Source organism: Streptomyces luteolifulvus, from assembly GCF_008806595.1.
Taxonomy (GTDB): domain Bacteria; phylum Actinomycetota; class Actinomycetes; order Streptomycetales; family Streptomycetaceae; genus Streptomyces; species Streptomyces luteolifulvus.
Map to the genome: position 1 here is coordinate 46212 of NZ_VZRB01000002.1, position 21795 is coordinate 68006.

Below are 21795 nucleotides of genomic sequence, written 5' to 3' on the forward strand. Positions count from 1 at the left end.
CATGCGACACCGGATGGTGAGCGACCTGATGACGACATCGGTCGTACACGTACAAAGGGACACCGGCTTCAAGGAGATCGCCAAGCTCCTCACCGAACACGACATCACGGCCGTACCGGTCGTGGACGACGACGAGCGTCCCGTGGGCGTGGTGTCCGAGGCGGACCTGCTGCACAAGGAGGCGGCGACCGCCGAAGGCCTCATGAACAGCCCTGCGGTGACCGCGCGCCCGCAGTGGACGATGGTGGAAGCAGCCCAGGCCATGGAGCGTCACCGCGTCAAGCGGCTGCCGGTCGTCGACGAGGCCGGGCGGCTGGTCGGCGTGATCAGCCGCGCCGACCTGCTCCGGGTGTTCCTGCGCTCGGACCGGGACATCAGGGAGGAGATCTCCCGGGAGGTCCTCGTGCGCACGCTCGGCATCGCGCCGTCCGCGATATCCGTCCATGTGATCGACGGCCGGGTCGCGCTGACCGGCACGGTCGAACGCAAGTCCCTCGTGCCCGTCGTCGTACGCCTGTGCCGTGGCGTGGACGGAGTCGTCGACGTCTCCGCCGAACTGGATCACCGTACGGACGACACCGCCGGGGCACCCGGGGCGGGCGGATCGCGGCGGTCGCAGCTGGCGCCCTGAACAGCAGGGACGAGGGAGTACGACCGGGTCACCCCGCACGGTCCAGGGTGAACGTGGTGAGCACCGCGGCAGCCGTCGCGCTGGCCCGCAGGGGCGGCGACTTGCTCGGCCAGGCCAACGCTCTGTGCGTACGTGCCGAGACGGCACACGCACGAGGCGACACCGCAACAGCGCGCACCGTTCTGGGCCAGGCAGCAGTGCTGTACGACGATGCGGGCCTACCCGGCGCAGCCGAGGACTGTCGCAAGCGACAGCATGCCCAGTAGGCCTCCTCCGACGACCCTTTCCGGCCGCGTCGATCGGGCCGACAGCGCCGGCCCGCTCCGCCCCGTCAATCCTGGTCACCGGACGGTCTTCATGAACTGCCTTTCAGTCATTGTGTGTCACCTGCAAAGAGACGCCCCTGGCGCTGGGTCCACCTGCCTACGGTGCGGCCACGAGGGCGGGCCCGGAACCGGTGACCCGCCGCGGCACACAACCGGAGGAGGCTTGGATGGCGAGTGTGGAAGTGTCGTTGAAGGAGATGATGGCGGGGGTCGAGGGGGCGCTGGGGGCGGCGGTCGTCGACTACACCAGCGGCATGGCCCTTGGCACCCTTGGCGGAGGTAAGGGCCTGGACCTGACGATCGCGGCAGCTGGGAACACGGATGTCATCCGCGCCGAAGTCCGCACCATGGAACACCTGGGGCTCAAGGGTGCGATCGAGGACATCCTGATCACGCTGGAGAAGCAGTACCACCTCATCCGACCGGTCACCGGCCTCAATGGCAACGGTCTGTTCCTCTACCTCGTGCTCGACAAGGCCCGTTCGAACCTCGCGATGGCCCGTCATCAGCTCAAGAAGGTGGAGGAGCACCTCGAGGTCTAGGCCGCCCCAGATCCGCGCCGACCTGTGGTCATGACTTGAAGAATTCTTCAAGTCGCTACATGTAGATGATCGCAACTCATGGATACGGGCGACGCGGCTCCGGCCGAGAACGATCTGCCGGCGCAGGGCGCATTCCGCGGCGGCGCCTTCGGGGCGCCGCCGCGCACGGAGGCCGGTCCCGGTACCTCCCGCGCAGCCTCGCGGAGGTGTCAGCCCTGGCCGGCAGGGGCCGAGCGGGCGCCCAGTTCATCCAGCCAGCCGATCACGTTGTCTCGGCGGGTGCTGCGGCCCCTGGCGGCATCGAGCGGGGTGCCCTCCGCGTGGTCGGGCACCCGGTTCAGGTCCGCGCCGAGAACAAGGAGGTGTTCGGCGGCGCGCCGCTGTCCGGCGCAGCAGGCATGCCAGAACGCTTGGGACACCTCGTCCGAGGTGGGTTCGGCGGTGTCGATCAGCTGCTGGAGACGGTCCAGCAGGCCGAGTGCGGCGGCGTGCCACAGCTTGTCGACCCGGGCACCACGGGCAGCGAGAAGGGCCGCGACGTGCCAGCAGGCGTAGCCGACGGCGTTGTCGAGCGGTGTACCGATGGAGCCGTGGGGCGCTTCGAGGTCGGCGCCGCTGTCGATCAGAGCGGCAGCGACATCGGCATCGTCGCTGCCGGCCGCCCAGTGCAGCGGGCTCTCGCCGCCGGGGCCGTGGGCGTTGGGGTCCGCACCGGCAGCCACCAGCAGCGGGACGATGCGGGGACCGTTGGAAAGTAGCCGGGCCAGTCGGCCACGACGTGGAGCGCGGTGCGGGTCTTGAATGGACCACCCAGGGGCCCCGCGACGAGCTCGGGCGCGTGGGCGGCGATGCGCTGGACGGCGTCGATGTCGCCGGCGTGGACGGCAAGGACCAGCTCGGCCGCCATGCCATGTTCGGGAGTGTCCACGTCGATACCTCTCGGGCGATGGGAGGCGGAGGGCAGCAAGCCGCAACCTACGTTCTCACGGGCCTGGATGATCCACCCCGGGTGCCGGCGGGACGGACCGGGCCTTCTCACACCGGTCGGGGAGGGAGGCCGAGGCCGGATACGCTGGTTGGATGATCGAGAATCTTCCTCCCTGCCCGAAGTGCTCGTGCGAGTACACCTACGAGATGAACGCCCTGGTGGTGTGCCCGGAGTGCGGCCACGAATGGGTTCCCGCCGAGAGCAGTGCCGAGGGTGAGGGCACCGCCGGGGAGCGCGTCGTCAAGGACGCCGTCGGCAACGTGCTGCGGGACGGCGACAGCGTGGTCGTCGTCAAGGCGCTCAAGGTCAAGGGGAGCCCCTCGGGGATCAAGGCCGGAACCAAGGTGCGCAGCATCCGGCTGGTCGACGGGGTCGACGGCCACGACATCGACTGCAAGATCGAGGGCTTCGGAGCGATGCAGCTCAAGTCCAGCGTGGTCAAGAAGGCCTGACAGCCACCGCCTCTTTCCCGGCCCGCTCCCGTCCGTGAACGCTCCCCGGGCAGCAGCCGCATGCAGAATTGCAAAATTTCGCAATTGGTTAGATGCTGGATTGACTGTGCCCGCAGGTAGCCGCGGGCACAGCCTTCGCTTGCCCCGGGTGGGGCGCTGTCCGGGAAACCGAGGAGTCGTGTCCGTTCCGCTCTACCAGGCCAAGGCCGAGTTCTTCCGCATGCTGGGGCATCCCGTCCGGATACGAGTGCTTGAACTGCTGCAGGACAGGCCTATGCCGGTACGTGATCTGCTGGCCGAGATAGAGGTGGAACCCTCCAGCCTCTCCCAGCAGCTCGCGGTGCTGCGCCGCTCGGGCATCGTCAGCTCCGAGCGCGAAGGCTCGACGGTGGTCTACGAACTGGCCGGCGGGGACGTCGCCGACCTGATGGGGGCCGCACGCCGCATCCTGACCGAGATGCTGGCGGGGAAGAACGAGCTGCTGGCCGAGCTGCGGGAAGGCGAGGTCGCCGCGCGATGAAGGTCTCGCTCGGCCCCGTCGGGGCCCGGCTCACCGCCCTGCTGCCCGGCCGTACGGATCTGGCGGAGATACGCCGCGCACCACGCCGGAACCTGCTCGCCGGCCTCACGGTGGCGATCGTCGCGCTGCCGCTCGCGCTCGGTTTCGGCGTCTCCTCCGGGCTGGGCGCGGAGGCGGGACTGGCGACCGCGGTCGTCGCCGGTGCGCTGGCCGCGGTGTTCGGCGGCTCCAATGTGCAGGTGTCCGGGCCGACGGGCGCGATGACGGTCGTACTGGTTCCGATCGTCGCCGAACACGGACCTTCCGGAGTGCTCACGGTGGGGCTGACGGCGGGCGTTTTGCTTGTCGCGCTCGCCCTGCTGAGAGCCGGGAAGTACATGCAGTACGTGCCTGCCCCGGTCGTCGAGGGCTTCACGCTCGGCATCGCCTGCGTGATCGGACTGCAGCAGGTCCCGAACGCCCTGGGGGTGCCCAAGCCCGAGGGGGAACGTGTCCTCGTCGTGACCTGGCACGCCCTGGAGGAGTTCGCGAAGAACCCGAACTGGACCGCCGTCGCCTTCGCGCTCGCGGTCGCCGCCGTCATGCTCATCGGGGCCCGCCGGCGGCCCGCGATCCCCTTCTCCATCCTCGCGGTGATCGCGGCCACCGTCGTGGCGCAGGTGGCCGGCACGGACGCGGCGAAGTCGATCGGGGACCTGCCGTCCGGTCTGCCCGCCCCGTCCCTGTCCTTCGTGGACCCGGGAGCGCTGGGCTCCTTGCTCGCCCCGGCGGTCGCGGTGGCGACGCTGGCAGCCCTGGAGTCCCTGCTGTCGGCCTCGGTCGCCGATGGCATGACGGTGGGCCAGAAGCATGACCCGGACCGTGAGCTGTTCGGCCAGGGGTTGGCCAACATCGCCGCGCCGCTGTTCGGTGGTGTGCCCGCGACCGGCGCGATCGCCCGTACCGCGGTCAACGTCCGTACCGGCGCCGGGTCCCGGCTGGCTGCCCTCGCCCACGCCGTGGTCCTCGCGGGAATCGTCTTCGCGGCCGCCCCCCTCGTCTCGAAGATCCCGCTCGCCGCGCTCGCGGGGGTACTGCTGGCCACCGCGGTCCGCATGGTCGAGGTCGGCTCGCTCCGGGCCATGGCCAAGGCAACCCGCTCCGACGCGTTGATTCTCGTCCTCACCGCCGTCGCGACCCTTGTGTTCGACCTCGTGTACGCAGTGATCATCGGCCTGATGGTCGCGGGCACCCTCGCTCTGCGCGCGGTGGCCAAGCAGGCCCGTCTGGACCAGGTTCCTCTCGACCCCGGCGACCACAGCGCGGAGGAGCACGCGCTGCTCGCCGAGCACATCGTCGCGTACCGCATCGACGGACCGCTGTTCTTCGCCGCCGCCCACCGCTTCCTCCTCGAGCTGGCCGAGGTCGCCGACGTACGCGTCGTCATTCTGCGCATGTCCCGGGTGACCACCATCGACGCCACCGGCGCCCTCGTCCTGAAGGACGTGGTGGAGAAGCTCAACCGGCGCGGCATCGTGGTGATGACGTCCGGCATACGCCTCGACCAGCGCCAGGTCCTGGACTCGGTCGGCGCGCTGGAGTTGCTGCGCCTGGACGGACGTGAGTACGCCACCACACCGGAGGCGATCCAGGGCGCCCATGCCTACCTGGAGCGCGCCGGTCTCCTGCCGCCTGCCCTCTCCCGGCCCCACCGCATCAGCGAGGGAGCAGAGGAAACCGTCGGATGAATACTCCGCCCGTATCGCTGCGCATGGTTGAGGTCTCCGGCGCCGAGGCCCTGTGGTTGCTCGAGGGCAGCGCACAGGGGCGGCTGGTGTACACGCAGCGGGAGGTGACCGTCGTCCGGCCCGGCCGGCACGTCTGGGAGCTCGGCCGGCTGGTGGTGCGTACGCCCGCCCCTGCCGCCGCGGTTCCCGCTACCGCGGCCTACCACGTGGACGAGTTCCGCGGGGCGACGGGCACCGGCTGGAGCGTCACCGTCGCCGGGCCGACCGATGTGATCACCGATCCCGACGAGGCCGCCCACTATCGGCGCACCCTTGTCGGCTGGAGCCATGGTCCCCACGACACTGTGCTGCGCCTTCATCCCCAGACCGTGAGCGGGTTCCGCCACTCCCGCGCGGAGCCGTGATGAGCACCCTGCTCGAGGCGCTGCCTCACCGGCATGTGCTGACGTCGCCCGCGACGCCGTCCGCACCGCTCACTCTCGGCCCGGGTGGCACGGCGGTCGTCCAGGGCAACGCCGACGGCAAGGGCAGGAGCATCCGGATCACCCTCCCACTCCGACCTGACAGGCCGACCGTGCAAGGAAGTTGATGACCATGACCATCGAGTGGCGCTACACCGTGGAGCAGGATCTCGGCATCCTGTCCGTCTCCGGGTACCTGGGCCCTGACGCTGTTCGCCGCTTCACCGGTGCCATCGGCTGGGTGGTGGGACGGGGGGCCGGTCCGGTCGTCGTCGACCTGACCGGACTGCGCGGCTGGTCGGCCGAAGGACAGTTGGCGATCATCGAGGCCGCGCGCCGCCTCGCCGAAGGAGGCCGCAGCTTGGAGCTGGCCGCGATTCCCGCCGACGGGTCCCTCGTCCCCGGCGGCGACTGCCCGCCCATCCCCGTGCACCCCGACCTGGCCGCCGCACTCGCGGGACACGGCACCCGGCGCGGCGGGCTTCCGGAGGGCCGTCACGAGTGGCGGACCACGGGATGGCCGAGCGGAGACGACGCGGGCGAGTGAGGGCAGCGGGATCACCCGGGTGCGAAGGCGCCGTCGGGGTCCCGTACGGGAACGACAGTGTTGCCGGATGCTCTGGAGTGCCGTAGCCGCGGGCGGTGAGCCGGCTGCCGACCGCGGTGATGGTGCGCAGACAGGCAGCGACCAAGGAACTGCCCGCCGTTGCGAGTCAGCGTCGGCCGGCGTCCGGCCTTGTCCGGCCACCGAAGGACAGTTTCAGCATGGTGGGGTGCCCGCACCTCGGGCACTGTCCGTCCGGGCCGACGGCCGTGGGCCGGCACTTGAGGCGGCATGCGGGGCACTTGAACCAGGCGACGCCCGCGCCATGCAGCGGAATGATTCTCACTCGAACCTCTCTTCCAACCGGTACCGAGAGGACCGGATCGGGCGCCCGGCAATCACTGCGTCGGCTCCGAGGCACGCAGTTCCTCGAGCAGCTCCTGGCGGCCCACCAGCAGACCCGACAGGATCCGGCGCGCGGCGGCCAGGAGTTCGGCCACGTCCCCGCCGGCCAGCTCGTACACCACCGTCGAGCCGGTCCGGGTGGCGGTGACGATCCCAGAGCGGCGCAGCACCGCCAGCTGCTGCGACAGGTTCGACGGCTCGACCTCGATGGCGGCCAGCAGGTCACGGACGGGCTTCGGCCCGTCCTGCAGCAGCTCCAGCACCCTTATACGCACCGGATGCCCGAGCATGCGGAAGAACTCCGCCTTCGCCTCGTACAGCGGAACCGGCATACCGATCACTCCTCGCCCGCCCCGGCCGCCTTGACGTCGAGCCCGTGCCTGCGGGCCAGCCGCACCGCGTCGTCCAGCTCGTCCTGCGCCACCGCCACCACGTACGGGTCCTCGGCCTCCAAGGCGGATGCGAGGCCGAACCTGGCCGCTTGAACTCGTGCCAGCAGCGCCTCGACGACTGTGCCCACCCCGACCTCCACACCCTGGACCATCTATTGATCACAGCAACTTACCAATTGAAGAACTCTTCAATTGTAGCCGTGTGGCAGCACCTCGGGGCGCACCCCGCCGAGGGCGACCGCGGGGGTGGGGGTCATGGGTCGGCCAGTTGCGCGCAGAGGCAGAACTCGCGCAGTTCGGCCCCGCAGGCGCACTGGCGGGCGAATGCGAGGGCGTCACCCCGGCGCAGCGACTCCCGGCACAGTTCGTCCGTGAGCTCCAGCGCGCGCAGAGCCACCGGTCCGAGCCTGCTGACCGGACCCGTCTCCGCCTCGCGGCGCAACCGCGCGAGTTCACGCGTCGCGTCCGGCTCAGTGCCGGATGCCTCCAACTCTGCCAGGAGCACGGACGCCTCGCCGATGAGGTACTGCTGCGTCAATCCGACCACCGCCCAGTCGGCGAGCGGGCAACAGCACCATTCTCTGCTCCGAAGCGCCCTCCGGCCAGCCTCCACGGAAGGCCCCAGCGGCCTGCCGTATGCGCGAGAACCGTGCGCGGCACGACAGAGGACAGGCAGAGGACAGTGACGTCAGGTCCGGTAGGCGACCAGGGCCATCATGCCGACCTCTGCGTGGTACGCGTTGTGGCAGTGCAGCATCCACTGTCCGGGGTTGTCGGCGTCGAAGACGACGGACAGCTTCTTCTTGGGCAGCACGATGGCGGTGTCCTTGCGCGGGCCCGTGTCCCCGAGCTGGTAGGTGTGGCCGTGCAGGTGCATCGGGTGCCACATCTGGGTGGTGTTGACGAAGTCCAGCCGGACCCGCTGTCCTTCCTCGATCGTGAGCGGATTCGCGGCCGGGTCGGCCATGTCGAAGGCCTTGCCGTTGATGGCCCAGTTGTACTTGTCCATGCCGCCGGTCAGCTCGACACGGTGCACCCGGTCCACCTTCTTGGACGTCAGGCGGACGTCGTCGGTGGCGCGCAGCTGGGATGCCGTGAGGATCCTGCCGTTCAGTTCCTTCGGGAGGACGGTCGCCTTCGGCGCGCCGCCGGATCCCGTACGCACCAGGGCCATTCCGGTGGCGTCCTTGCCCTCGGCCAGCGCGACGAGCGGGAAGACACCGTCGCCGAGGGTGACAAGTACGTCGTACCGCTCCCCCATGCCGATCAGCAGGGCGTCGGCCTGCTGGTGCTCGACGGGGAACCCGTCGGTGTGGGTGAGGGTCAGCTTGTGCCCGCCGAGCGCCACCCGGTACGCCGTGTCGCCGCCCGCGTTGACGATGCGCAGCCGGACCCGGCGGCCGGGCTTGCCCCGGTAGACGGCGGGGTCGGCGGGCACACGGCCGTTGACCAGGTGGTACGGGTACCTCACGTCTCCCGCGTCGCCGCCGAGCAGCTCGCTCTCGGCGCCCATCATCATGAACCTCATGGACATCCCGTCGGACGAGGACGGGGCGGACGGGTCCGAGGAGTCCTCCCCCATGTCCATGCCCTCCATGTCGCCCATGTCATGGCCCTCGTGGCCACTGGAGCCGGAGTCGCCGCCCATGTCCATCCCGCCCATGCCCTGCCGAAGCTCGGCGAGGACCTCGTCGGGTGTGCCGGTGACTCCGTCGACCCAGTCGTCCAGGACGACGACCCATTCGTCGTCGTACGAGAGCGGCTCCCCGGGGTCCTCGACGATCAGCGGCGCGTACAGGCCCCGGTCGAGCTGGGCGCCGACGTGGGGGTGGAAGAAGTAGGTACCGGGGGCGTCGGTGATGAAGCGGTACGTGATGGTGGCTCCCGCCCGTACCGTCTGCTGCGTGACCGGGGGCACGCCGTCCATGTCGTTGCGCAGGGCGATCCCGTGCCAGTGGATGGACGTCGCGGCCTTTGCCGGCAGCTGGTTGGAGAGTTCTGCCGCCAGCGTGTCGCCGACGGACAGGCGGACCTCCTTGCCCGGGGCATGTCCGCTGAAGGCCCAGCTCTTGGCCGTGACCCCGCCGCCGAGGTCGAGCACGGCGGGCGCGGCGGTCAGGGTCACCTTCTGTGTCCTGCCGGTTCCCTTCCGCTTCTTCTCGGCCGCGGCGACGGCCGGGCCGGACGGATTGACCAGGGCAGGCGTCGTACTGGAGCCGTTACTGCAGGCCGCGAGCGCGCCGGCGCCCGCGACGCCGAGCCCGGCGAGCAGGACGGAACGGCGATTGATGCTGTTCATGGGGTTCCTCGATCTCAGTATGCGCATACGGGAGTTGGCGTGCTGGGACGGCTCTCGGCATGACAAAAGGGCGCGAGGAAGCCGTTGGGCACGGCCTAGATGCGCAACTGAGAGAGAACGGACAGGTCCGGGGGCGCCCGGTCCACGGTCCCGGCGGCCTTCGGCCCTGTGGCGACGGCTCCGTACGCGGCGAGACGCCACGGCACGGGGGTCTGGGACGGAGCTGCGAGTTTGATGACCTCGAGGCTCGCGGTCGAGCAGTGCTGCATGGCCATGCCGGAGCAGGCCGGGCCATGGGGGCTGCTCGTCGCCGGTGCGGCGGCCGCCCGCGGCTCTGCGGCCTGCCCGGCGGTGTGTCCGTGCCCGTGCCCGTGCGCGGGCCCGGACACGGTGGTCGCCGGTGCGGCATGGCCGTCCGCCATCACCATGCCGGGCGTCATCACATGCGCGGCGGACCCAGACGTCCGGCCGATCGCCGCGTCGGCCGTCTCGTGGTGCATCAGTACGGCAAGTGCCGCGAGCAGGGCGACGACTGCAGCGCCCGCCCAGCGGACGGCGCCGCGCGAGGCGCGGGTCCGCGGGGCCCAGGCTTCCGGTGCGGTCATCGCTTCCTCTGAGATTCCGTGGGACGACTGTCGCCAATATACCCGGAGGGGGTAAGTGGCGCTCCCGGAGCAGCCGCATCGGTCCGCTGAGCCGTTTCGGTCACGCACCGCTTGCCGCCCGGTCATCGGTCACGGGTACTCTGATGCGCCCCGACGGTTGCGGAGGCGTCAGGGCGGCGCCACGGCGAGATGACGGAGCGTATGAGCAACGGAGCAAGTGCAGGGCGAGGGGCGGTCGGTCGACTGCTCCTCCTGCTGCTCCTCGCTCTCGGCCTGATGCACCTCCTCGCCCACGCGGGCAGCACCGAAACGGGCCCCGAACTGGGAACCGTCGCTCACGCCCACGCCGTTCATCCGGAGCCGACCGCAGAGAATGAAGGGGCGGCTCCGCCCCTCGCGACGGCATCCGACGAGCACGGCCATCACGGCACCCTGGACGCGGCGGACCTCGGCCTGTGCGCTGCCGTCATCGGCTGCTGCGCCCTGCTGGCAGTAGGCGGTCGGCGTTTCCACAGGCGCCGCGTGGCCGTGTTCCTACAGCCCAGGCGGCGTATGCGGCGTATTCAGGCCGTGTGGTCCAGCCTGTACCAGCCACCCCGTCCGAGACATTCGCAAGGCGTCGACATCGCGCAGTTGGCCGTTCTGCGGATCTAGGCCGCCGTCATGTCGCGCAGGCCATGGCCATCGTCGTACGACGCCATACGACGTCGTACGACGAAGCGGGGCCCCGTCCGAAGACCCGCACCACCGAGGTCCGGGCCGAGCGAAGAACCCGGCACTCCTGCCGCTGATCCGACGCATACCTGCCCTGCACGCCCCGGCGGACCGGCCTGCCCTGTCGCATGCCCGGCCCGCCTGCGAAAGGCCTCGATTCGTGACCCAGCCCTACCTCGTCGACCGTGTCGGCACGCCCGCCCAGCCGCATGTACGCCCGCCCCACCCGCAGCAGTACCAGCAGTACCAGCAGCACCCCGGGCATCAGCCCCACTCGCCGGATTCGGAGCCCACCTCCCGTCGGACCTCGGGGTCGGAAACCGCTCCTGCGACCGGTGGCCGCCGGGCGCGTCGGCGTGCGCAGAAGCGGACACCGGTGATCGGTGACTATCTGGGGTATGCCGCAACGTTCGTGGGGGCGGGTCTGATCAGTGGCGCGGTGGTCCACCATCCCCTGGACCCTGACCGGTACACGATGATCGCGCTGGTCGGCGCGGGCGTCTTCCTCTTTGCGACCGTGCTCAACGAGTTCGTCCTCAAACGGCAGCGGCCCAGCGCGTCCAAAGTGGTCGCGATCGTGCTGGCCTCACTGGCGCTGTCGTTCGGCATCGGCATGCTCAGCGGCGGGCTGCAGCACTTCGAGGACTTCCCCGAGCGGGCGGCGATGCTGATCCCGTTCGGGCTGACGCTGTCCTTCGTGGCGTACGTCCTGCGCCACGACGCCACGCGCTGGCGCAGCATCATCGGCCCGACCGGGCTGCTGGTGCTGGTCACCGCCGCTGTCGCGTTTTTCGGGCTGCGCGGCATCGCCGCCGACATGGCCGCGGAGTCCGGAGGCGGCGGCCACAGCCACGGCGAGCCGGCCACCGACGACTCGGAGACGGCGAAGACGCACGACGGCCACACGGAGGACGGCCACACCGAGGACACCGGAACAGAAGCGCCCGCTGCCTCGCCCGGCCCCGAAGACACTGGAAGTGGAACGGGCGGAGGAGCAGTCGGCCACGCGGAGGACGGGCACGCCCACTGAGCAGAGGTGTCGGCGACCGGGAGCTGTCTCGCCGTTGAGCGGTGACGGCTCCCGGCACACCGGGGGACCGTTGAGGGCTGGTGGCGCGCTCGGCCGGTGACCAGCCCTGATCAGTGCACGTGCGGACCGCCGCTCGACTGTGGTTTGCCTTGCGGTACGAGGCCGAGGGCCACCCCCGCGCCGGCAGCAGCGGCCACGGCGCACACGGTGAACGCGTCGGTGAAGCCACCCACCGAGCCCCGCTCGAACGTGTTGTGGGCGGCTTCGGCGAGCGAGCTAACTGAACCATACTGTTCAGTTCATGTGAACTCAACCGTACAGTTCAGATGAGTGCTAGGGTCGAGGCCATGAGCGTGGACAGCGTCAAACAACCCCCGAGCGGGCCCCGCGCGGAGCTCAAGCGGCAGGCCATCGTGCGGGCCGCCCGCGAGCTGTTCCTGCGGGAGGGCTTCGGCGTCGGAATGGACACCATCGCCGCCGAGGCAGGCGTGTCCAAGGTGACCGTCTACAACCACTTCGGCAGCAAGGAAGCCCTGTTCACAGCGGTCATCACGAGCGCACTCGACGAACCGCTCGCCGGGGAGTCGTCAGCTGCACTGGAAGGCCTGGCCGAGGCCGAGGACCTGCGGGCCGCCCTCGTCGACGCGGCCCGCACCTGGGTCCACGCCGTCCGCACCAACCACGAGGTCACCGCCCTGCGCAACCTCGTCGCCGCCGAGCTCCACCGCTTTCCCGAGCTGGGCTCTGCCTGGAAACACCACGGCACGGAGGGCCACCACCCCGCGGTCGCAGGAGCCCTGCGCGCCCTCGCCGAACAAGGCCGACTGCAGATCCCCGATCTGCAAGTGGCGATCATCCAGTTCTACGGGCTCCTGGTCTTCCCCCACATGGTCTTCAGCTCCTACGGCACCCACATCGAGGAGGACCTGACCGACCGTCTCGTCACCAGCGGCGTCGACATGTTCCTGGACCACTACCGCCCCCGGGGCAGCTAGCGATCCGTCGGCGTCGGGGGCTAGTGGAACGCCACGACGAGCACGGCGACACGCCCAGCACACGCACATTCCAGTTCTGCGCCATCTACCGACAGGCTGACAGTCGACAGCTCACGGCCGACAGTCGACAGCTGACAGCTGACAGCTGACAGCTGACAGCCGCATGAGATGCCGCCTCGGCCCGTCGGCAACGCGGATGACCGCACGGAATACCGCACGGAGTACCCCAGCCTGCCGTGAGGCCGGGCCGTTCGGCCCCCGTGTTCAGGCCCTTAGTACCCGTGAGGGGTTTCCCCGCGCCAGGGAACCTGGAGGTCAAGGGAAAGGAGGACGAAGGATGACCGACGGCCCTGTCGCACCGGCCGCCCGGCGTGCCCTGGTGGTCGACGACGAGGTGGAGTTGGGCCGCCTGGTCGGCGACTACCTCTGCCGGGAGGGGTTCGCCGTGGACGTCGTACGCACCGGCGCGGACGCCCTGGCCTCGGCGCGGTCCGCGGAACCCGACGTGGTGGTGCTGGATGTGATGATGCCGGGCATCGACGGGGTGGAGGTGTGCCGACAGCTCCGCGTCTTCACCGACGCGTACGTGATCATGCTGACCGCTCGTGCGGACGAGGTCGACAAGCTCGTGGGCCTGTCCGTGGGTGCCGACGACTATCTGACCAAGCCGTTCAGTCCCCGGGAACTGGTCGCCCGGGTCAAGGCGATGCTGCGCCGGCCGCGGGTCGGGCAACCCGTGCCGGGGCAGGAGATGGTGCGCCGCTTCGGTGACCTGGCCGTCGACCCGGAGGCGCGGGAAGTCACCGTCGCCGGCCGCCCGGTCGCGTTGACCCGGCTGGAGTTCGACCTGCTGGAGGCGTTGTCGTCCCGTCCGCGTCTGGCGTTCAGCCGACGGCAGCTGATCGAGCGGGTCTGGGGGCCGGAGTGGGGCGGTGACGAGCACATCGTGGACGTCCACGTCGCACGACTGCGGCGCAAGCTCGGCGACGACCCGGCCGCCTCCCGCTTCGTGCTCACGGTGCGCGGAGTGGGCTACCGGATGGGAACCGGCTGATGGCCCGGCGCCCCGGACTCACGGCGCGGCTGCTGATGGCCCAGCTGCTCGTGGTGCTCGCCGGCCTGGCCACTCTTTCCGTCGTGGCCTTCACCGTCGGCCCGCCACTGCTCAGGGGCCACCTGCGCAGCGCGGTGGGGGCGGTGACCCCCCATCTGTCCCGGCATCTGGAGGATGCGTTCCTGGCCGCGGGCGGCATCTCCCTGGGCATCGGCATCGCGGCGTTCCTGGCCGCCGCCGTCGTCGCCGCCGTACTCCTCACACGACGGCTTTCCCGTCCCATCCATGATCTTGCCGACGCGGCGGACCGCGTCACCGCCGGTGACTACACCGCGCGTCTGGGACCGACGCGACTCGGCCCGGAGTTCGAGACCCTCACGAGCGCCTTCAACACCATGGCCGACGCCCTGGAGAACACCGAGCGCACCCGGCGCCGACTGCTCGGCGACGTCGCCCACGAACTGCGCACCCCGCTCGCGACCATCGAGGCGTACCTGGAGGGCCTCGCCGACGGGGTGCGCACGCTCGACGCACACACCCTGGATGTTCTTGGCGCACAGACGACCAGGCTGCACCGGCTGGTCGAGGACATCTCGCTGGTCTCCCGAGCCGAGGAACACCGGCTCACCCTCGTCCGAGCCGTCATCCCGGCGGCCCGGCTGGCCGACGCGGCCGCGGACGCCGTCCGCCCGGGCTTCCAGACCAAGGGTGTGGACCTGCGTGTCATGGTCACGCCTGGGACGCCCGCGGTCGACGCGGACCGGGACCGGCTGGTCCAGGTGCTGGTCAACCTGCTGACCAACGCCCTGCGTCACACGCCGGCGGGTGGGACGGTCACCGTCGCCGCCGAACCCGCCCGCGCGGGTGTCGTGATCCGCGTCGCCGACACCGGTGAGGGCATCGCCGCGGAACACCTCCCGCACATCTTCGAACGGTTCTACCGGGCCGACACCGGCCGCGACCGCGAGCACGGCGGCTCAGGCATCGGCCTGGCCGTCGCCCGCGCCCTGGTCCACGCGCACGGCGGCACCGTGTCCGCGAGCAGCGAGGGACCGGGCAGGGGTGCCGTGTTCCGCATCAGCCTTCCAGCAGCGAGTGCCCGCCCGGACCTTCAGGGAAGCAACGTCGGACCTTGACGGAATCGTCATGATCGGCCTGAACCATCGGAGCTCATGGGAGGAACACAGAATGAGCAAACGATGGTCATGCCCCGCCGGCCTGCCGCACTGATCGCCGTCGTCCCGGTCGCGGGAGCCGGACTCGGAACCGGCCTGCGGGCGAACGGCTCAGGCTCGTCGAAGCCCGCCTCGGCCCTGGTCGGGCGGGGCGACCGCGCCGTCAGTACGGCCGAGGCAGCCCGCCGGAAGCAGGGCGCAGCGCGCGGGACATGAGTCTGCCCGCTGCCACCAAGCTCCCCCTCGACGGGCGCAAGGTCACGACCTGACTTTCGACCCAAGTGCCGTAACGGCAATCGCTCTACCGCCACACCCTTGAGAGGTCACCCAGTGAAGAAATCACGCATCGCCCTGACAACAGCAGCCATCGGCCTGTCAGCCGCCACTGTCCTCCTGGTTCTCCCGGATCGGTCGCAGACGCCCGACCGACCACCTCAGGCCGAACTGGCTGCCGCACACCGGGGCATGGTGACCGGAACCGTCTGGGTGGCCAACGAGAACGGGGGCAGTCTGACCGCGATCGACGCCTCGACGAACCGGGTGACCGCCACGGTGAAGGGAATCCCCGGTCCCCACAACGTGCAGGCCGCCCCTGACGGCCGCACCGTATGGGCGGTCAGCGGGGCGACGAACCAGGTGGTGAAGCTGGACGGCTCCCGCTACTCGCTCCTCGGCACGGCCGCAACCGGTGACATGCCCGCCCACGTCATCTTGGGCACGAACGGCACACAGGCCTACGTGTCCAGTACCGGAAACGGCTCTGTCTCCGTCTTCGGCACCAAGTCGCTCTCCCGCAACGGAACGATCACCGTGGACAAGGGCCCGCACGGGATGCGGCCCAGCCCCGACGGACGGTGGGTCTACACCGCCAACACCGCTGCAGGCACCGTCAGCGTGCTCGACACCGCCAAGGACCGCCAGGTGGCGAGCATCCCGGTGGGCGCCACCCCGATACAGGTTGCCTTCCAGCCTGACGGTCGATTCGCCTACGTCACACTCGGAGGCGAGAACGCGGTCGCGAAGATCGATGTCGCCAAGCGTACGGTCGTGGCCAAGATTCCCTCCGGCCCCGCCCCGGCCCAGATCTACGCGAGCCCTGACGGCCGCTACCTCCTGGTCGCCAATCAGGGTACCGAGGCGAAACCGGGCAGGACGGTCTCGATCATCGACACGGCGACGTTCACCGTGGTGGCCAGGCCGACCGTGGGCAAGGGCCCGCACGGCATCACCATCGACACAGCAAGCAGGCACGCCTTCATCACCAACGTCTACCAGGACGACGTAGCCGTGCTGGACCTTGCTGAGCTGAAGGTTGTCGCCCGCGTTCCGGTCGGTGACGCCCCCAACGGAATCTCCTTCACGTCGCGGTCCCCAGTCGTGCCGGAAAACCCCGAGACCACGGTGTCTCTGCCCCAAGCAGCCATGCCGGAGAGCGGGTCGTCCCACGGGGGCGAGGGGCACGCTCACTGAGACTGAGGCCTGCGCCGACCTTGATGCGGGCCGGCGCGTTCGGACGCGGTCCCCACCGGAGCCCGGTGAGGGCCGCGCGCCGTGCTGGCGGCCACCGTTCGTTGACGTTTCTGCCTGTTCCTGGCCGCTGTTGGCCGTGCGTTGGTGACGTGGCCAACCTCATCCCAGACAGCACGCTACGAGATCCTTTATGCCACATCAGGAATATTTCAGAGTCGGCATGGACGGGGCACGGTGTGCTCCGTAGCGTCGTCGGACAGGGGCCCAGCCGGGGCCAAAACGAAGAGGGGGCACCATGGCGCGCCGCGAACTGACGCGACTGACGGGCAGCTTCAACGGGCCCAACTGTGACGACGACGACTGCCCGAACGTCTACCGCACGGCCAGTGGCTCCATCGTGGTCCAGGGGAACCTGTCAAACGCCTTCCACGCGCCCGAGGGTGAGGCCCTGGTGGAGATCCCGGAGGCGGTACTGAGGGAGGCTGTACGTGCTCTTGGATGGTGACGAGTGGCGCAGGACGTTCGACGCGTACGAGCGTGACGCCTGGCGCTTCGAGGCCCAACCCACCTACACAATGCCCAAGGAGGCTGAGAGCGTTGCTCGTTTCCTTCGGGGGGAACCGAAACCCGTGGACCACAACGCGCGTTGGCACGAGCGTGTAAGGGGTTTCGCGGCATCGGGGCGCGTCATCGGCCGAGTGCGGATCGTTCGGCAGCCACTGACGGACTACCAGCGGTACCAGTTCGCTTGGGGAATTCCCGGCAATATCAACGCTGGCGAGGACATCCGAGTGCTGGATGTAACTCAGAATGACTACGGGCTTCCCCTATCGGGTACTGATTGGTGGATGTTCGACGATTCAAGAATCGTCCACCTGAACTTTCGGCCGGACGGCACACAGATCAATCGAGAACTATTCACAGGCGATATCACCCCCTACCTGGAGTGGAAACGCATCGCCCTTGCCTACTCTGTGCCGTTTGTCGAGTACGTGAAAGAATCCAGGTGACATTCGAGCCTGAAGAGCTGGGTCAGTCCAGAACCGACCTGGCAGAAAAGCTCCGCGAGCTACGCAAGCGGGCCGGTCTCACAGGGGACCGGCTCGCTCGGCGTTGCAACATGTCTCAAAGTCAGATCAGTAAGTTTGAGACAGGTAAGAAGACGCCCAAGCTCGTAGACGTTGAGCGGATTCTTCAAGCGCTTGATCCTCCACCCGAAATAGTCGCGGAGATCAAGGCTCTCGCGCGCATCGCGAACACCGAGTGGCAGGACAAGCGCTCATCATGGCGTCGCGGCATGGAGAAGCGCCAGACGGAATTGGCTTCGCTTGAAGCTGAGGCGAGCGAGCTTCGCTACTTCCTGCCGTCGATGATCACGGGCTTGCTGGCAACTCCAGAGTTCATTCGGGCTAGCCTGAGCCACACCCCTGGCGATCCCTCCAAGACAGTGGCCCGCAAACTGGAACGTCAGACGGTTCTCTACGACACGTCCAAGTCCTTTACGTTTCTCCTTACCGAGCAGGCCGCTAGGTGGGCCATTGTTCCGGCCCCAGCCATGGCGATGCAGATCGACCGTCTTATATCACTGTCCCACCTGCCCAACATCCGTATCGGTGTCATCCCGACTGGGACAGTCATGCCACGCGGACCAATGAACACATTCACGGTGTACGACGGCTGGCTTGCCACGGTGGAGAACTTCACGGGTCGCATGGTCTTTCGAGATACCCGTGACGTTTCCGAGTACCTAGCCGTGTTCGCACTGTTCGAAGGTCACGCCCAGTTCGGTGATGAGTCAAGGATTCTGCTTCAGCAATGGGCAGAGGCTTACCGGTGATCTTGAGTCCAGATCGGGAATAGTGCTAGAAGCCGCTCCGCGTCTGGTCGACCATGGTGAGTCATGAGCCGGATGACGTGCACGCCAAAGCCCAAAGAGAACGCGTTGATGGAATTGCCCTCGGAACCGGGCGCAGTGCCGGGGTGCAGCGAATGTCTCGACTTCTGTGCGCGTCGGGAGAGCGCTCGGTCCGAAGGTGACTACAGCGGGGTTTCTGACGCCCATGTGGAATTGCGTCGGCACCGGGCCGAGGCGCACAGCTCGTGAGCGAGAACGCGTACGCGCGACTCTTCGCTGACCGTCCTTTGATGACACTTCGGGTGTCCCGCGACTCCGGGCGGACCTGGGGATCTGAACGGGCTGTATTCGGTACGGATGATCTCCCCCCACTCATGACTGGGGCATGGCCGCCGTGCCGGTGCGCCCAGTGCGCCCGGTCCGGCAAGCGTTCCAACCGCTGAAGCCCGACCCCCTCCCTTGAACTCCCGCCCGGCATGGGCGGCGGCGGTCAGCCATGACCGTGATCAGTTGAGCAGGAAGGTGCAGAGATGCAGAACGGAACCGACCTGTACGGGCTCGACCTCGGCGGGGCCTCGTTCGTGAAGGCGTGCGGAGGAAACACCCACCCGGACGGCGAGTCGTGCGTGACCCTGGCCCGGATCGGTGACGACGCCTGGGCAGTGGGCGACAGCAAGCGGCCCGACGCGCAGCCGCTGCGGTTCACCACGGGGGAGCTGGGCGCGGCCGGGATCGACCCCGCGCGCTTCGGCCTGAGCGCCTGATCCTCCGGCCTCGCTCCAACCGGCTCCGGTCCACCCCTCCACAGGATCGGGCCGGTTGGCCCTCGCCCTCCGACCGACACCACGGAACGGGAACGACAGGTGCACCACCACGGCTATGTGTGGACCGGCCCCAAAGAGCGCTTCGACAACGAGGCTCTACGAAGACCACCGCACCCTGACCCTCCGCCGGCGCCGCTCTCCGATCAGGACGTGCAGGCAGAGCGGCTGCTCAAGCGCTACCGGGAAGTGGTCGCGGAGTTCCCCACTGCCGATCTCCCTCCGCTTGAAACGGCGTACTGGCTCATCAAGCCCCGCTCCCTGGTCCGGGGGAACCTGGGAGGAAGCCAAGGAAGCGGCGTCCTGGCTCGCTGAACGGCTGGCCGAGCACACGCCCTGGTTCGCATCGCAGACGGACCGGGACCCCGCACGCCTGGCTCATCTGGTCAACGCCGCTGCCGAGCGACTGCACTCGGGCGCTGACGTGTCCTACGGCTTCTACCTCGAACGCGCCTCATATCTGTCGCTGGCCGTGCTGACGTGCTCCCCGAACCGCTCGCACCCTGAGCTGGCCTGCCCCATCGCGTAGTCGAAACAACTGCCACAGTCCGAGAAACAGAAAAACCCCAGTGAACTGGGGCTTCTGCTGGTCGTTGGTTGGTTGGGGTTGGGGGTTGGTGGGTTGGTGTCCGAGGGGGGACTTGAACCCCCACGCCCGATAAAGGGCACTAGCACCTCAAGCTAGCGCGTCTGCCATTCCGCCACCCGGACCAGGTGTCTGCCGCCTTGCAGGGGGTGTTCCCCGCGGCGACACGGACAACAATACCAAGGTTTCGGAGTGCCCTTCACCTGCATATCCGCGCCCGACGCCGCACCTCCGGCGCCCCTTCGCTCACGCCCTCGCGCGCTCATTCCGTGACGCGTTCGTCCGCGGCCGGCGTCTGCTGGGCCCGTACGAGAGACGCCGCGGTCGTCTCGTACGGCGGGGCGGGAAAACGGTGCTCCGCGGCGCGGCGCGCCTGTTCGGCTCGGTGCAGACGGTCCGCGTCCGCGGGTGTCAGCGGTCCGCCGATCACTGACCCATGACGAGACCGTGACGGGGCATGATCCCGCCGGATCACGCCGGGTGGCGCCCACGACGTGGGGCGCCACCCGCCGGCCGTCACGGCATGAGGTGGTAGTCCGGGAAATTCCCGGGCAGCCGCTCCCCCGCCGGGCCTTGTGTGACGGCCCGTACGAGCAGTTCGCCGCCGACGAACGCGCCCCGCCAGGACGCGCCGAACCCGCCGAACAGCTCGTCGCGGTCGCCCCGGGAGCGCGGCCTGCCGTGCCCGACCTTGAACGCGCGTATCTGCGGGGCGAGCCGGTCGAAGGTCGCCCTGTCGTCCGTGGACAGCGTGGCCACCAGCGCGCCGTTGGACGCGTTCATGGCGGCCAGCAGCTCCGCCTCCGTGTCGACCAGGACGATGGTGTCCACCGGACCGAAGGGCTCCGCGTGGTGCAGCGGGGAGGACGGCGGCGGGTTGAGCAGGGTGACCGGCTGGACGTACGCCGCCGTGTCCTGGCCGGGCAGGAAACGCGCGTCGGACAGCTTGCCGCGGTGCAGCGGCACGGCGCCGCGGTCGATCGCCTCGGCGACCTGGTCGTTCAGTTCCTTGGCCTTGGCCGCGTTGATCACCGGACCGAAGTCCAGCTGCGGGTACGGGTCGTCCTGCCGCTCGACGGCCAGCGGGTGGCCGACCTCGAGCGTGCGCACCGCCGGGAGGTACGCCGCCAGGAACTCGTCGAACAGCTCACGTTGGACGACAAAGCGCGGATACGCCGTGCAGCGCTGCTTGCCGTAGTCGAACAGCTTGGGAACGACCGCCGTGAGAGCGTCCCAGTCCGAGTAGTTCCAGATGCCCCAGGTGTTGAGGCCCTCCTGTTCGAGGACATGCCGTTTGCCGAGGTCGGCGACGGCCGTGGCCACCGCGGCGCCGGTGTCGCGGCCGCCGACGAAGGAGACGCAGCCGATCTCGGGCGCCCGCACCAGCGCCTCCGACAGCTCGCCCCCGCTGCCGCTCACAAGGGTGACGGGAATCCCCTCGCGGGCGGCGAGCGCCGAGGCCAGGGTCAGACAGGCGACGCCGCCGTCGGTCGGGGTCTTGGCGATGACCGCGTTGCCCGCCAGTGCCTGGACCAGCATGGCGTGAACGAGCACGCTCATCGGGTAGTTCCAGCTCGCGATGTTGGACACCGGGCCGTCCAGCGGGGCCCGGCCGGCGAGCATCGGTTCGATGCCGTCGACGTACCAGCGCACACCGTCGATGGCCCGGTCGACGTCCGCCTGCGCCAGCCGCCAGGGCTTGCCGATCTCCCAGACGAGCAGGAGGGAGAGAAGTTCGCGGTGTTCGGTGAGGGCGTCGAGGGTGGCCGCGACGCGGGCGCGCCGTTCCGGGAGGGGGACGTGCCGCCAGGCGCGGTGCTGGTCGAGGGATGCGCGGACCGCCTGCCGGGCGGTCGCCCGGTCCAGGCGCGGCGGGCCCGCGACGGGGCTGCCGTCGACCGGGCTGGTGGCGGGCAGGGCCCGTCCGTCGGCCTGCCAGTGGGCTTTCCAGAGGTTGAGGACGCGGTCGTCCCGGAAGGCCTCGGGTGCGACGTCGAGACAGCGCCGCCAGGCGTCGGTCCAGGACGTGCCTGATTTGAGGGTGAGGGTGGTTGCCATCGGGGTGCTCCGCTCTCGGTGCACAGTCGGGGGCGGTGATGCATGGCTGTGTACGACGCTAGCTGGATGTGGCGACGCCCGATAGTGAAGAGTCGCTGACTATGAGTGACGTCACGGCGGGCTTTCAGCTGTCCCGCACCGGTCG

At 69.2% G+C, this 21795-nt stretch carries 28 protein-coding genes, 1 tRNA gene and 1 pseudogene; 20 read left to right on the forward strand and 10 right to left on the reverse strand.

Translation table 11 applies throughout. The annotated features are described in order from the left end of the window. The first annotated feature begins 1 nt into the window (after position 1). From F7R91_RS02620 to F7R91_RS02630, 3 genes are all read left to right on the forward strand, one after another. On the forward strand, positions 2-631 hold the full coding sequence (locus tag F7R91_RS02620; protein WP_150944024.1) for a CBS domain-containing protein: 630 nt from the start codon (positions 2-4) through the stop codon (positions 629-631). Positions 632-687: 56 nt separating this feature from the next. Next, positions 688-897 (forward strand): hypothetical protein, encoded by a 210-nt coding sequence (locus F7R91_RS02625; protein ID WP_150944026.1) that lies wholly within the window; start codon positions 688-690, stop codon positions 895-897. Between the two features lie 227 nt (positions 898-1124). Beyond that, positions 1125-1499: a hypothetical protein gene (locus tag F7R91_RS02630; RefSeq protein WP_150944029.1), complete on the forward strand. Its 375-nt coding sequence runs from the start codon at positions 1125-1127 to the stop codon at positions 1497-1499. Between the two features lie 209 nt (positions 1500-1708). On the opposite strand, the gene F7R91_RS02635 is transcribed toward F7R91_RS02630, so the two are convergent. Beyond that, positions 1709-2473 carry an ankyrin repeat domain-containing protein gene (locus F7R91_RS02635; RefSeq protein ID WP_456243063.1) on the reverse strand — a complete coding sequence of 255 codons (765 nt, stop codon included), beginning with the start codon at positions 2471-2473 and terminating at the stop codon, positions 1709-1711. Between the two features lie 106 nt (positions 2474-2579). Here F7R91_RS02635 and F7R91_RS02640 point away from each other — a divergent pair, with 106 nt between their 5' ends. The 6 genes from F7R91_RS02640 (at position 2580) to F7R91_RS02665 (ending at position 6194) form a co-directional block, all read left to right on the forward strand. Continuing rightward, positions 2580-2939, forward strand: a complete 360-nt coding sequence (locus tag F7R91_RS02640; protein WP_150944031.1) for a zinc ribbon domain-containing protein YjdM — start codon at positions 2580-2582, stop codon at positions 2937-2939. A 178-nt stretch (positions 2940-3117) separates the two neighbouring features. Next, the gene (locus F7R91_RS02645; protein WP_150944033.1) at positions 3118-3459 is read left to right on the forward strand and encodes an ArsR/SmtB family transcription factor; all 342 of its coding nucleotides are present in this window, start codon (positions 3118-3120) and stop codon (positions 3457-3459) included. Continuing rightward, positions 3456-5186, forward strand: coding sequence for a SulP family inorganic anion transporter (locus tag F7R91_RS02650; RefSeq protein WP_150944035.1), 1731 nt, complete (start codon positions 3456-3458; stop codon positions 5184-5186). Before F7R91_RS02645 ends, F7R91_RS02650 begins: the two co-directional genes overlap by 4 nt. After that, positions 5183-5590 carry a pyridoxamine 5'-phosphate oxidase family protein gene (locus F7R91_RS02655; RefSeq protein WP_150944038.1) on the forward strand — a complete coding sequence of 136 codons (408 nt, stop codon included), beginning with the start codon at positions 5183-5185 and terminating at the stop codon, positions 5588-5590. Before F7R91_RS02650 ends, F7R91_RS02655 begins: the two co-directional genes overlap by 4 nt. Next, a complete protein-coding gene (locus F7R91_RS02660; protein ID WP_150944040.1) occupies positions 5590-5775 on the forward strand; it encodes a hypothetical protein in 186 nt (61 codons plus the stop codon). Before F7R91_RS02655 ends, F7R91_RS02660 begins: the two co-directional genes overlap by 1 nt. Positions 5776-5780: 5 nt before the next feature. Then, positions 5781-6194, forward strand: a complete 414-nt coding sequence (locus tag F7R91_RS02665; RefSeq protein WP_150944041.1) for an STAS domain-containing protein — start codon at positions 5781-5783, stop codon at positions 6192-6194. A gap of 395 nt (positions 6195-6589) precedes the next feature. On the opposite strand, the gene F7R91_RS02670 is transcribed toward F7R91_RS02665, so the two are convergent. The 6 genes from F7R91_RS02670 to F7R91_RS02695 form a co-directional block, all read right to left on the reverse strand. Next, positions 6590-6928: an ArsR/SmtB family transcription factor gene (locus F7R91_RS02670; protein WP_150944043.1), complete on the reverse strand. Its 339-nt coding sequence runs from the start codon at positions 6926-6928 to the stop codon at positions 6590-6592. 5 nt (positions 6929-6933) lie between these two features. After that, positions 6934-7140, reverse strand: coding sequence for a hypothetical protein (locus tag F7R91_RS02675; protein ID WP_225320504.1), 207 nt, complete (start codon positions 7138-7140; stop codon positions 6934-6936). Positions 7141-7241: 101 nt separating this feature from the next. After that, positions 7242-7526, reverse strand: a complete 285-nt coding sequence (locus tag F7R91_RS02680) for a hypothetical protein (protein ID WP_150944045.1) — start codon at positions 7524-7526, stop codon at positions 7242-7244. A 150-nt stretch (positions 7527-7676) separates the two neighbouring features. Continuing rightward, positions 7677-9287: a multicopper oxidase family protein gene (locus tag F7R91_RS02685; RefSeq protein ID WP_150944047.1), complete on the reverse strand. Its 1611-nt coding sequence runs from the start codon at positions 9285-9287 to the stop codon at positions 7677-7679. A 95-nt stretch (positions 9288-9382) separates the two neighbouring features. Then, positions 9383-9892, reverse strand: coding sequence for a hypothetical protein (locus F7R91_RS02690; protein ID WP_150944049.1), 510 nt, complete (start codon positions 9890-9892; stop codon positions 9383-9385). A 168-nt stretch (positions 9893-10060) separates the two neighbouring features. Beyond that, entirely contained in the window at positions 10061-10405 is a 345-nt protein-coding gene (locus F7R91_RS02695) for a hypothetical protein (protein WP_150944051.1), read from the reverse strand. A 361-nt stretch (positions 10406-10766) separates the two neighbouring features. Here F7R91_RS02695 and F7R91_RS02700 point away from each other — a divergent pair, with 361 nt between their 5' ends. The 11 genes and pseudogenes from F7R91_RS02700 to F7R91_RS02760 all read left to right on the forward strand — a co-directional run bounded on the left by F7R91_RS02700 (position 10767) and on the right by F7R91_RS02760 (position 19535). Continuing rightward, positions 10767-11636 carry an ABC-2 family transporter permease gene (locus tag F7R91_RS02700; RefSeq protein ID WP_150944053.1) on the forward strand — a complete coding sequence of 290 codons (870 nt, stop codon included), beginning with the start codon at positions 10767-10769 and terminating at the stop codon, positions 11634-11636. Between the two features lie 347 nt (positions 11637-11983). Further along, positions 11984-12631 carry a TetR/AcrR family transcriptional regulator gene (locus tag F7R91_RS02705; protein WP_150944056.1) on the forward strand — a complete coding sequence of 216 codons (648 nt, stop codon included), beginning with the start codon at positions 11984-11986 and terminating at the stop codon, positions 12629-12631. Between the two features lie 337 nt (positions 12632-12968). Further along, complete coding sequence (locus tag F7R91_RS02715; RefSeq protein WP_150944060.1) at positions 12969-13685, forward strand: response regulator transcription factor; 717 nt, start codon at positions 12969-12971, stop codon at positions 13683-13685. Continuing rightward, complete coding sequence (locus F7R91_RS02720; protein ID WP_150944062.1) at positions 13685-14821, forward strand: sensor histidine kinase; 1137 nt, start codon at positions 13685-13687, stop codon at positions 14819-14821. The genes F7R91_RS02715 and F7R91_RS02720 overlap by 1 nt, the downstream gene beginning before the upstream one ends. Before the next feature lie 63 nt (positions 14822-14884). Beyond that, positions 14885-15076 carry a hypothetical protein gene (locus F7R91_RS02725; RefSeq protein WP_150944064.1) on the forward strand — a complete coding sequence of 64 codons (192 nt, stop codon included), beginning with the start codon at positions 14885-14887 and terminating at the stop codon, positions 15074-15076. A 249-nt stretch (positions 15077-15325) separates the two neighbouring features. Continuing rightward, positions 15326-16330, forward strand: a complete 1005-nt coding sequence (locus F7R91_RS02730; RefSeq protein WP_150944067.1) for a YVTN family beta-propeller repeat protein — start codon at positions 15326-15328, stop codon at positions 16328-16330. 295 nt (positions 16331-16625) lie between these two features. Then, positions 16626-16835 carry a hypothetical protein gene (locus tag F7R91_RS02735; protein WP_150944069.1) on the forward strand — a complete coding sequence of 70 codons (210 nt, stop codon included), beginning with the start codon at positions 16626-16628 and terminating at the stop codon, positions 16833-16835. Then, on the forward strand, positions 16819-17340 hold the full coding sequence (locus F7R91_RS02740; protein ID WP_150944071.1) for a DUF6879 family protein: 522 nt from the start codon (positions 16819-16821) through the stop codon (positions 17338-17340). Before F7R91_RS02735 ends, F7R91_RS02740 begins: the two co-directional genes overlap by 17 nt. Beyond that, positions 17337-18167, forward strand: a complete 831-nt coding sequence (locus F7R91_RS02745; RefSeq protein ID WP_150944073.1) for a helix-turn-helix domain-containing protein — start codon at positions 17337-17339, stop codon at positions 18165-18167. The genes F7R91_RS02740 and F7R91_RS02745 overlap by 4 nt, the downstream gene beginning before the upstream one ends. Before the next feature lie 548 nt (positions 18168-18715). After that, positions 18716-18949: a DUF397 domain-containing protein gene (locus F7R91_RS02755; RefSeq protein ID WP_150944078.1), complete on the forward strand. Its 234-nt coding sequence runs from the start codon at positions 18716-18718 to the stop codon at positions 18947-18949. A 99-nt stretch (positions 18950-19048) separates the two neighbouring features. Then, positions 19049-19535: pseudogene (locus F7R91_RS02760) on the forward strand (hypothetical protein). Positions 19536-19629: 94 nt separating this feature from the next. Here the strand turns inward: F7R91_RS02760 and F7R91_RS02765 are convergent. The 3 genes from F7R91_RS02765 to F7R91_RS02770 all read right to left on the reverse strand — a co-directional run bounded on the left by F7R91_RS02765 (position 19630) and on the right by F7R91_RS02770 (position 21650). Beyond that, positions 19630-19717, reverse strand: a tRNA-Leu gene (locus F7R91_RS02765). Between the two features lie 137 nt (positions 19718-19854). Further along, positions 19855-20022, reverse strand: coding sequence for a hypothetical protein (locus F7R91_RS41815; protein ID WP_191971318.1), 168 nt, complete (start codon positions 20020-20022; stop codon positions 19855-19857). An 86-nt stretch (positions 20023-20108) separates the two neighbouring features. Further along, positions 20109-21650 (reverse strand): aldehyde dehydrogenase family protein, encoded by a 1542-nt coding sequence (locus F7R91_RS02770; RefSeq protein ID WP_150944080.1) that lies wholly within the window; start codon positions 21648-21650, stop codon positions 20109-20111. Between the last annotated feature and the right edge of the window lie 145 nt (positions 21651-21795).